The organism is Nonomuraea sp. B10E15 (assembly GCF_039871615.1).
GTDB lineage: Bacteria > Actinomycetota > Actinomycetes > Streptosporangiales > Streptosporangiaceae > Nonomuraea.
The window spans coordinates 63436-72346 of record NZ_JBDPMB010000034.1; the positions used below are offsets into that span (position 1 = coordinate 63436).

An 8911-nucleotide genomic window follows, 5' to 3' on the forward strand; every position below is an offset into this window, starting at 1 on the left:
ATCAGACGGGATCCCGTCAACTTCAGTCCAGCCGTCTCATGAACGGCCGAAAGTGCCGGGAAGGGCTTCAAAACTTCCAGAAGGTTCCGGCGTGGCGCTAGGCGCGGAGGCTGCTTGGCTGGGCGTAGGTACCGAGAGATCGCGCGCCGAATCCTACGGACGCTGGCCGACAGCCCGTATCGTGCCATCCGCGGGGGACCGGGTTCGCCGAATGCGGAGTGCACGCATTTCTGTGCTTCTCAGCCGTCTCTCTCTCGGCCGCGGCCTGCCACGCCGGGCACGAGCGGCACGCCCGCGTTCGCAGCCATCAGTTGTCCCCACCACCAGGTGTTCTCCTCTCGGCTGGCAGGCATCCCGCCCCGCGTAGCGAGGTCAGGAGCCGTACCAGGTCGGGTGTCATCAACCGGCGAATGTGAGCGGCCGGTTCAGAGCTGCGGACAGGGTGCGCAGAGTGTCGCGATCGAGATCGTCGATGCCTCCGGTCACCGCGCGCAGCATGTTGCGCTCCGCACGGTCGGCACCGCGTACGTGCTGCTCGTGGTGGGTGTAGGTGTTGACCGCCTGGACCACTCCCCAGGCCGTCCCCTGCCAGGGCGATACCCGAAGGTCGTGGTTCCAGAGTCTGGTCAGAGAGTCGCGTTTGTTCTCGGCCATGGTCCGGCTGCGTCCCGGTGAGGCGGGCATCGGGACGTGGGCGTCCAGGAAGGCATTCCACTGCCACCGGGTGACCGGGATCCGGCACAGGTCTGCGACGGCGCGTGAGAACTCGTCGGCCAGGGTGTAGACGATGTTCAGAGCCTGGCGTGCCTCGGTCAGCCGGAACTTCGAGTGCCGTGAGTGCTTGATCTTGATCTGCTGGCCGCGTTCGGCAAGCCCGGCGGCCATCGTGTTGTCGCACACGATGTTCGTGATGGCGCGTTTGAAGGTGGTGGACAGGGACCCGTCGAAGGACGTCGCCCCGAACAGGTGCGGGCGGAACTCCACCCCCTCAGGGGTGTGGATGTTGTCGGGCACTTCGACCGACACCCAGGCGACCGCGCCGCCCCTGAGCAGTCCGGCCGACCCGATCGACAGGTCCGCGTCCAGCAGGCGGGAGATGTTGCCGACGAGCCATTCCACGTACGGATGCGGCTCATAACCGTCGGAGAAAATCCCCATGACGTGGCCGTTGTCGCTGCGCAGGATCGCCTGCCGTCCGGGGACCTGGGCGAGCCCTCCGCGCGGATCCTCCACGTACACCGGGCTCGACAGCGCCTGCCAGCCGAACAGGCGCCGTTTGACGTCGTCGACCGGAATCGGGCCCGGGTAGTGGTTGGGTTCCTCTCCCTGCATGCTGGCCCGGTAGTGCCAGGCGCTGCCGCGTTTGTCGGTGTGGCCGATCAGCGTGTTGGTGTTCAGCCACTCCAGGGATTCACGGGACATGATGCGTTTCCTCTCTGACCAGGAGAAACGGAAAGGCACCGGCCGGAACCGGTGCCCGTCGGATGTGTCTTGGTGCGCTCAGGTGGCGCGCTGGTTGATCGCGTACGCGACGCGTTCGGCGAGCTCGCGGTCCGCGTTGCGGATCTCGATGCTGGTGGCGTGGTCGCGGACCTCGAAGACTCCGTACATGGACCCGAGTCGCCACCGGACGGCGGCTTCCTGCTCGGCAGCGGTGACGGCGTGCCCGGGCAGCAGAGCGAGCAGGGTCTCCACCAGATCGGTTCGCGCGGTGTGTTTGGCTGTTCTGGCCTGCTGCTGCTTGAGATCGCGTACGTACTTCGGCAGGAGCCGGCGGGTGATCTTCTTGGCAATATGCTTCGGCCTGCGCGTGGCCACCACGATGATCGAGTGACGCCGTAGGTCAGAGGACTCGACGGGGTAGAGCCCCGTGACCACGATCCACTCTGTCCGGCCCATCAGCTGGTGTACGGCCAGGCGCGCGCCGTCCGGTCCCATCAGGTACGGCGTCCCCCAGAGGGTCTCTGGGCTGTAGCCGTGCAGATGCCTGGCGATCTCGGGTACGAGGTCGTTCACGTCGCAGCCGTCCATCGGGAATCCTTTCGTTCCGGCACGTCAGGGCACGTTCGATTGATCGTGAAAAGGCTCGCCGCCGCGCCCTTTCCGGGGCACGGCGGCGGGTTGGTTGTGTGGGGTATCGCGTTGGGAAGGCGGCTCAGATCGCTGACAGGGCGATCACCAGCCCTCGGGGAGCAGTGGCCAGGCAGCGGAGGGTCGCTCTCGTACCTGCGCGATGATGTCGTCGGCCATCTGGCTCCAGTCCCGCCCTAGCACCTCGGATGGCGACAGACCCACCATGAGCGCCTCGACGAGCAGGAGCGCGAGCGTGTAGTGAGACGTGACCGACAGAGCCCGGTCGAGCGCGACGCTCGCCAGCGGCCCGTCGCCCCGGCACATCGCGGCGAACGCCAGCAGCGTCGCGGGAGCGGCGACGAACGCGGGCTGAACCTTGCGGACGACCTCGGTCCACAAGCGCACATGCGTCTCTGTGTCGTACTCCACCACATACGTCATCGCCATGTCGCGTACGGGCTTGGCGGTCAGGCACACGCCGAGCCAGGCCACCGTCTCGGCGTCAAGGTGTCCTCCAGCCTGGACCTGATCCAGCGCAGCCACGACCCGCTTCACGCCGTCGCCGAACCAGTCATCGCCCGGACTGCTCTCCTTCTTGGCCTGGGCGCAGACCTCCCGCGTGATCTTCTCTGCGCGGTCCTGATCGAGATTCTGGGGCGGCTCCAGGGTTGCAGCAAGGGCCGCCTTGTCGGGAAGCGCGCGCATCCCGGCCACCACGGCGGCAGCGGCGGGCACGCTACTGGAGGGATCGACCGGTACCCCCTCCGGAGGGCAGCACCTGACATCCGAGCACATGTAGGACCAGTAACGCCCCTCATCAACGCGTATCGCCTCACAGAGGGCGACCCCGTTCCCGGGCAGGGCTTCCATGGCGGCATCCATCATGGGAGTGACCTGCGGACCGGCTCCGTAGCCGACCAGCAGCGCATGGTGGAGACCGTTGCCCGCCAGCACGTTCGCCAGATGGCTCGTCCGCGCTGCCATCTCGGCAGGGTCCTGCGTCAGGTCCAGGCGTACGACGCCCTTCACCTTCGCGTCGTCGATACCCACCGCCACGAGACTCTGTGAGGGGTGGAAGCCGAGCAGGAACGGCACGGTGGCGACCACGTCGGCCAGCTTCTTGATCGTGACGGTGTTGGTGAGCTCGGATGCAGCGCTCATGGAAAAGCCTCCAGACATGAGAAATCCCGGCAGATGGCCGGGCGGATGGGACGTCAGCGCAGCGCGATGTGGACGCTGCCGCGCGCGCGTGAAGAGACGGGTAAGCGAGATTGCCGAGCATCTCGGACACGCTCGCGACGCTGCAATGTCGCGAAGTTGCTCTCACTTAAATACGGTTGACGAAACGGCTCAACCGTCCGCGCTCGATGATTTCCTTTCGCGTGGCGCCAAACAGAACGGCAGGCGTTTGCCCAGGAACCGTATGGCCGAGGAACACCGATCGTGCCGGGCGCACACCGGCGAATCTCCCCTCACTCAAATACGGCCACCGCGCCCGCCCAACCGTCCGCTACTCGACTCCTTTCGGGGAATTCTTCGCTCAGGGCACCACAGTTAGCAAGAGCATAAGAAAAGGGCGCCAGAATATCTCTGGCGCCCTTTTCTTATGCTCGACAGGTTACTCCTGCGTCATTTCGCCCTCGTACCTGAGCGTGTCCCTGGCATCGTCAATGCGCTCGGACAGTTCCTGCCACTCGGCCCGTGCGGTGTCACGCGTCCGGATCACAGCCCGGCGGGAACCGTAAGCACCGCCGTATCGTTCCTGAGCGACCTTGCCCAGAACCCCCGCCCGCCCCAGATCATCGGCTTGCCCCGCGATCTTCATCATCGCTCGCAGGGTCGGGAAGTCACCGCCATCTCCGAACGCCTGCCGGAAAATGACGGCACTGTTCTGAGCCAGGCAGAACGCCTCAGCCGCCCGTGTGGCACTCTCCACGTGCGGCACCGGTCGCATGAGCTGCGCGCCAGGCGTGGCGTCGACCTCGGTCGGAGGCACATCAACCCGGTAGCCGTTCCGCGCGGCGGCATCCCGGACGGCCCACCGGTGCAGCGTCGTACGCGAGACCGTCATCTCGCCCCCGTCGCGCCGGACGTAGACCCACGCGGGGGCATCCGTCGTGCTGTCGGGAGCCTTGCGGCACGACGTAGAGATGTCGCGAAGTTTCTGGGCGAAGAGCAGCACCGCATCTTGGGTGACGTCATCCGAAACGTCGTCCGTGCCGTACGGCGCGTGCCCCTGCTTGACGATCGTGGCGCTTCCGTCCATGCGCTTACGGGATCGCGTGGCGTCCACCGTGCGGCAGTAACCGCGCGCCAGCCGCTGGATTTCCGCCCAGTCCTCCGACGCCACCCGCGCCATATCCTCGGGCGCGAGGCTCTCCCCGGGAACGTTGGCCGGAACGCTCTTTCCAGAAGCTGCGTACGACATTTCTTGTCTCCGTTTCTGCTGCGCACTGTTGCGCGACCACCTTCGAACTCTTCAATTACATCTCGAAACGGAGCCCCGATCAACGACATCCGGCGATTCTTTACCATTATTCTTGGCACAATAAATGGCGATCCACCATCGCCGAGCAGAGGGGAATTCAACCAGAAATACCGGCGTTGACTTCAAGAGAGAGAATTAATCACTAGGCGAGGGAATATGATTCAAAGAATTGCTGAGTGATTCACCGCGTAGCCGGCGCCCCACCCGCCTTCTGAAGAGAAGGGCTACGTCCACATGAGTCGGGGCGGCGACTGGCTGGCCCTGCGCCCCTGTGGACTGGGGCTGTACCAACCTCCTGGGCAGCCACTCTCAAGCGGCCGCCCATTGGCCTACGACTGGTCATCCGAGTGGCCGAGTTATCGGCTCCTGGGCCAGTACCGACGTGTGTTCAGACCAGGCCTAGCCAGGCCGCGAAGCGCCGTAGGTCCTCGCTTGGCCGCGCTCCCGTGCTCGCCATCGTCTGCACAAGCTCCCGGACCATCGGATGGTTCCGCACCTGCTGCGGTGCGGCCGACCGAGCCCGCCGCAGCGCGTCGAACGCCTGCCCCCGATCGCCGTGGTAGTACCAACCACGGGCCACGTCGATCCAGTGATGCCCGGCACGCACCGGCGGCAGGTCCACCGGGAAAGCCTTGTACAGCGGCAACGCCCGCTCGATCGCCTTGGCCCCGTCCTCCAGTTCCACGGCCGCCGACACCGCGTGCAGCGCGACATTGGACGGCCTGAACTCCAGCCCGTAGTAGTTCGTGGAATCACCGGCCAGCGACTGCGCGGCCTGCCCGGCCAGCCGCAGATGCTCATCCGACAGGTCCGCGTCACCGGAGCGCGCCGCCAACACGGACGATCTCAGATGCAACGACCCGTACAGCGCCGCAGCGGCAGGCTCCATCCGCTCGGGGTCGTCGCCGAGGCCACGCCGCGTCTGCTCCATCAGCCGCAGCCCCTGCTCGTAGGCGGCGACCGCGAGCAGAGACACTCCACGCGACCAGCGCGTACGCGCGACCCGCAGTGGATCACGGCTCAGCTGCGCCTCACGCTCGATCCGCTCCAGCACGATGCCGCGCATGTCCTGGTATCCGAGCATGTGGGCGAGCGCGGACACGCCCCCGTACGCCTCGGCCATCAGCGCATGCAGGCGGGGATCGTCGCTGTGGTGGATGGCGATGGACAGCTCTTCCAGCAGGGAAGGCAGCATCTCCCCGAGCCGCAGGTAACGAGCCTGCCGGCCCAGTTGCGAAGCTTCCTCGACGTCCTTGCGAAGCTCCGCCAAGGACCGCGGCTCCGGCGCCTCCTCCGGCGGAAGATCCTGAGTGAGCAGGGCCCGACGCAACGGCTCGACGACGGCCTGGAGCCGCTGCCCCTGGCTCACGGGCTCCTGGTAGGGCTGACCGGTGATGCGTGGAACATCAACTTTCAAAGCCCGCGCCACCGCGCCAATGAAGGCTGGGCTGGCGGGCGCGTGCCCTGATTCCACCTTGGTGAGCAGGCTGTAGGAAACATGCGCGCGTGTGGCGAGGCCACGTTGGCTGTATCCGCGTAGCTTGCGCAGTCCGGCGACCCGGACTCCGATCGTCTCGGTCACGCCCACACCCGCTTTCAGACCCTTTGAAAGCTCGTCTCGGTCTTCAGTATGACTCTGTCTAGCGTGACACAGGCTGATTCCGGCGACCGAACAGTAGCGCTCGGTGACGATGCGGTCGCCATCGAACTCGAGCAGAAGTTCCCCGCGTGGCGTGTGTGGAGAAGCGACACCGGCCTCTGGTGGGCCGCGCGCCGCTCCTGCCCCATCGGCGCCGAACGGAACACCAGCCTGGCGTCCTATCTCCGCGCCACCACCGCCATGGGCCTCGTCGACCTCCTCACAGAGCAGGAGCAAAGCAAGTCGCCGTAACCAACGCCGGTACACGCAATGCGCCGCCGAGCAGGCTCCCCGGTGTGCCCCCTTGATCAGAAAGGCAGGTCCTCACCCATGCTGATGCGGGAGATCCACACATGAACGCGACCACCCTCGCGCACCGGCAACTGTCCGCGCTGCGACGCACGTACCCCGGCTGGGAGATCGTCCGCGGAAGAGACGGGTCCGGCTGCGAATGCTGGGAGGCACGGTTGCGGATCGCCACGACCGAACCCATGCGACAGGCCGGGGTGGCTGAGGTCATACGAGGGCCGGACGTCTACGCACTGTCGTCTGCCCTGGCCCGCCAGCAGTCGATCGTGCACCTCTTCCGCACCAGCTGGCCGACCAGTTCAACAACCGCACTACCACGCTCGCCCTCGATCAGGAGGTCATCATGACCGAGCACGACGAGACCGCCGCAGATCAGGACATCCTTCTGGCGGATCGCCCAGCGCTCTGTGCCCGTCTTGACGAGAAGAACGGCACCCTCGCAACCGACACAAACGCACGAGACCCTCGATGACTGATGACCGCACCCCATCGCTCTCGTCAGGTGTGGACCCGAACACGCCCAGCATCGCCCGGGTGTATGACTACTTCCTGGACGGCAAGGACAATTTCGCCGCAGACCGGGAGCTGGCCGAGCAGGTCATGAAAGTGGCTCCGAACGCTCGCACCACAGCACGTGCGAATCGAACCTTCCTGGTTCGGGCAACGGAAGCGGTCGTCGAAGCCGGCATCCGGCAATTCGTCGATCTGGGCACAGGCGTCCCCACGTCGCCGAACGTGCATGAGGTCGCGCAGCGGACCATCCCAGACGCTCGCGTGGCGTACGTCGATAACGATCCGATCGTGCTGGTCCATGCCCGCGCCCTGTTGGCCGGCATCAGGTCTGACGTGATCGCGATCGAGGCTGACCTGCGTGACCCGAAGAACATCCTGGACCACCCCGGCCTGCGTGCGCACATCGACCTCTCCCAGCCAACCGCGTTCCTCACGGTAGCCATGCTGCATCTGCTGACCGACGAGGACCGCCCGGAGAAGCTGGTGGAGGCAGTGCGCGACCGGATGGCGCCGGGCAGCTATCTGATCTTGTCCCATCTGTGGGACGACCCGGACGGTGTCGCGCGAGCAGGTGCCGAAGAGTACGCGCACCGCAAGGCCAGTGCTTCGGTCGTGCCGCGGACGACGGAGCAGATCCAGCGGTTCTTCGACGGCTTCGAGCTGATCCAGCATGGGCTGGTCTTTCTGGATCAGTGGCGGCCGACCGAAGGCATGATCAACGCGAGGGCTGACGACCGATTCGGCCTGTGCGCGGTGGGCCGGAAGCTGTGACCAGTCCTGAGGTTTCGAGCGCTTCCGAAGTACGACATCGACGTCGGCCAGACGCTGCCGTGGCCGCGCTACCCCAGCGCCCGTGCATGATCGTCTCCTCAAGCTTCCTCCGGGAGGTGTGTTCGGGTGAACAAGCAAGACGTAGCCGGGCACGCGCCCCTGCGCGCGGGCAACGATCCTGCACTTCTCGTATGGATGATCTGAATGACCCTCCCGGCGACGCGGTGCAGCCGCAGCACCGCCCAAAGGCACAGGCGGTGGCCCGTGTCGCACCCCCTGTCTCGCACCCCAGGGACGAGCCAGTTCCTCTCCCTGGGGTGCGAGACAGCCAACAGCATCTTCTCGACCCCTGGAGGTCACTGTGCGCGACCTTGCCGAACTGGACAAGCTGCCCCACGCCGTCCGCAGCCTCATCGTGCAAGCGCACACCGGAGCGATAGACCGGATTCAGCCCATCAGCACCTCCCGGCCAGGTCTCGCCCTGCACGTGCATGGCGCGCAGCAGGACGTGTTCCTCAGGGCCACCCCGCTGGCCAGCCCGGATCTGCCGCTCTACAAACGGGAGCGATCAGCGAGTCTGAGCCTGCCCCTGGACGCGCCGGCGCCCCGCCTGCTGTGGACCACGGCAGCCGACGGCTGGATGCTGCTGGCCTACGAGCTCATCAACGACAACGCCGACCACGTGTACCTGTCACCGGATCCGAAAGCGGTGGACGTGCCACTCGTCCTGGACACCGTGCAGCGGCTGGGCGAGATCCTCACCCCCTGCCCGGACGAGCGCGCCCGGTCTGTGGTCGATCTGGTCACCAGCATGTGGGCGACGGCCAATCGCATGCTCAGCAAGGCCCCGACCCGGTTGCGCGGGCGGGATCTGTTCATGTCCGCGCTTCAGCGGTTCGACCTGGACGCGCTGCAGGGCGACACGCTCCTGCACGGCAACCTCAGCCCGCGGCATCTGCGCATCAAAGACCAGCTCGTCTACGCGGTGGACTGGGGTCGTGCCAACCTGAAACCGCAGGCCAGGGGACTTGCCTGATCGTGGTTGGGTGTACTCGGGCTGGTGATGCGTGGGAATCATGATGAGTGATCGTCCGCCATCAGCGGATCAATGTTTCTCA

The 8911-nt window shown here is 65.9% G+C and carries 10 protein-coding genes; 5 read left to right on the forward strand and 5 right to left on the reverse strand.

Annotation, left to right across the window (positions count from 1 at the left end; genetic code table 11):
- Positions 1-399: 399 nt before the first annotated feature.
- From ABGB14_RS46870 to ABGB14_RS46890, 5 genes are all read right to left on the reverse strand, one after another.
- Entirely contained in the window at positions 400-1422 is a 1023-nt protein-coding gene (locus ABGB14_RS46870; protein ID WP_347650368.1) for a DUF932 domain-containing protein, read from the reverse strand.
- A gap of 78 nt (positions 1423-1500) precedes the next feature.
- Positions 1501-2031 (reverse strand): hypothetical protein, encoded by a 531-nt coding sequence (locus tag ABGB14_RS46875; protein WP_347650369.1) that lies wholly within the window; start codon positions 2029-2031, stop codon positions 1501-1503.
- Positions 2032-2175: 144 nt separating this feature from the next.
- Positions 2176-3234, reverse strand: coding sequence for a DUF4192 domain-containing protein (locus tag ABGB14_RS46880; protein ID WP_347650370.1), 1059 nt, complete (start codon positions 3232-3234; stop codon positions 2176-2178).
- Between the two features lie 457 nt (positions 3235-3691).
- Complete coding sequence (locus ABGB14_RS46885) at positions 3692-4501, reverse strand: hypothetical protein (protein WP_347650371.1); 810 nt, start codon at positions 4499-4501, stop codon at positions 3692-3694.
- 448 nt (positions 4502-4949) lie between these two features.
- Positions 4950-6143: a helix-turn-helix domain-containing protein gene (locus tag ABGB14_RS46890; RefSeq protein WP_347650372.1), complete on the reverse strand. Its 1194-nt coding sequence runs from the start codon at positions 6141-6143 to the stop codon at positions 4950-4952.
- A 63-nt stretch (positions 6144-6206) separates the two neighbouring features.
- On the opposite strand from ABGB14_RS46890, the gene ABGB14_RS46895 reads away from it, so the two are divergent.
- From ABGB14_RS46895 to ABGB14_RS46915, 5 genes are all read left to right on the forward strand, one after another.
- Complete coding sequence (locus ABGB14_RS46895) at positions 6207-6452, forward strand: hypothetical protein (protein WP_347650373.1); 246 nt, start codon at positions 6207-6209, stop codon at positions 6450-6452.
- Positions 6453-6553: 101 nt separating this feature from the next.
- Positions 6554-6856: a hypothetical protein gene (locus ABGB14_RS46900; protein ID WP_347650374.1), complete on the forward strand. Its 303-nt coding sequence runs from the start codon at positions 6554-6556 to the stop codon at positions 6854-6856.
- The gene (locus tag ABGB14_RS46905) at positions 6853-6981 is read left to right on the forward strand and encodes a hypothetical protein (protein ID WP_347650375.1); all 129 of its coding nucleotides are present in this window, start codon (positions 6853-6855) and stop codon (positions 6979-6981) included. Before ABGB14_RS46900 ends, ABGB14_RS46905 begins: the two co-directional genes overlap by 4 nt.
- A complete protein-coding gene (locus ABGB14_RS46910; protein ID WP_347650376.1) occupies positions 6978-7793 on the forward strand; it encodes an SAM-dependent methyltransferase in 816 nt (271 codons plus the stop codon). The genes ABGB14_RS46905 and ABGB14_RS46910 overlap by 4 nt, the downstream gene beginning before the upstream one ends.
- A 361-nt stretch (positions 7794-8154) precedes the next feature.
- On the forward strand, positions 8155-8829 hold the full coding sequence (locus tag ABGB14_RS46915; protein ID WP_347650377.1) for a hypothetical protein: 675 nt from the start codon (positions 8155-8157) through the stop codon (positions 8827-8829).
- Positions 8830-8911 lie beyond the last annotated feature (82 nt).

What these genes read in the sequence shown, in the direction of transcription:
- ABGB14_RS46880 (WP_347650370.1), bottom strand. Translation starts at nt 3,234, where the DNA reads ATGAGCGCTGCATCCGAGCTCACCAACACCGTCACGATCAAGAAGCTG.
- ABGB14_RS46905 (WP_347650375.1), top strand. Translation starts at nt 6,853, where the DNA reads ATGACCGAGCACGACGAGACCGCCGCAGATCAGGACATCCTTCTGGCG.
- ABGB14_RS46875 (WP_347650369.1), bottom strand. Translation starts at nt 2,031, where the DNA reads ATGGACGGCTGCGACGTGAACGACCTCGTACCCGAGATCGCCAGGCAT.
- ABGB14_RS46870 (WP_347650368.1), bottom strand. Translation starts at nt 1,422, where the DNA reads ATGTCCCGTGAATCCCTGGAGTGGCTGAACACCAACACGCTGATCGGC.
- ABGB14_RS46885 (WP_347650371.1), bottom strand. Translation starts at nt 4,501, where the DNA reads ATGTCGTACGCAGCTTCTGGAAAGAGCGTTCCGGCCAACGTTCCCGGG.
- ABGB14_RS46910 (WP_347650376.1), top strand. Translation starts at nt 6,978, where the DNA reads ATGACTGATGACCGCACCCCATCGCTCTCGTCAGGTGTGGACCCGAAC.
- ABGB14_RS46900 (WP_347650374.1), top strand. Translation starts at nt 6,554, where the DNA reads ATGAACGCGACCACCCTCGCGCACCGGCAACTGTCCGCGCTGCGACGC.